At 66.7% G+C, this 543-nt stretch carries 1 pseudogene; it reads right to left on the reverse strand.

Features of this window, described 5'->3' with window-relative positions:
• Nucleotides 1-10: 10 nt before the first annotated feature.
• Nucleotides 11-543 (reverse strand): annotated as a pseudogene (gene ureB, locus AC1D15_RS36480) (urease subunit beta); the annotation flags it as partial.

Raw genomic sequence — 543 nt, forward strand, 5'->3', positions numbered from 1 at the left:
TGCCGACCTAGATCGAGCCCACCTCGTGCGCGATGCCCTGCGTGATCGCCGGGTTGATCGTGTACTTCGCGATGTAGCGCTTGACGCGGAAGTTGTCGTGCCGTGCGCTGTCCTCGGGCAGCGTGCCGCGCTGCGCCTTCATCTTGTGGGCCGTCTGCCAGGTGCGGATGATCACCTCGCCGACCCGGCCCATCGCCTGGCTGTCCGACGACATCATCGAGAACACGCCGACGTCGTGCAGGATGTCCTCGGCCGCGATCGTCTCGCGGCGGATGCGGCTCTCGGCGAAGGCCAGGTCCTCGGCGATCGACGCATCGAGGTGGTGGCACACCATCAGCATGTCCAGGTGCTCGTCGATGGTGTTCACCGTGTACGGCATCGTCGGGTTGGTCGACGACGGCAGCACGTTCGGCAGGCCCGCGGCCTTGATGATGTCGGGCGCATGGCCGCCACCCGCGCCCTCGGTGTGGAAGGTCGCGATGGTGCGGCCCTTGAAGGCGTCGATCGTGCTCTCGACGAAGCCCGATTCGTTCAGCGTGTCGG

The sequence above is a fragment of the Rhizobacter sp. P2_H2 genome (genome assembly GCF_056403375.1).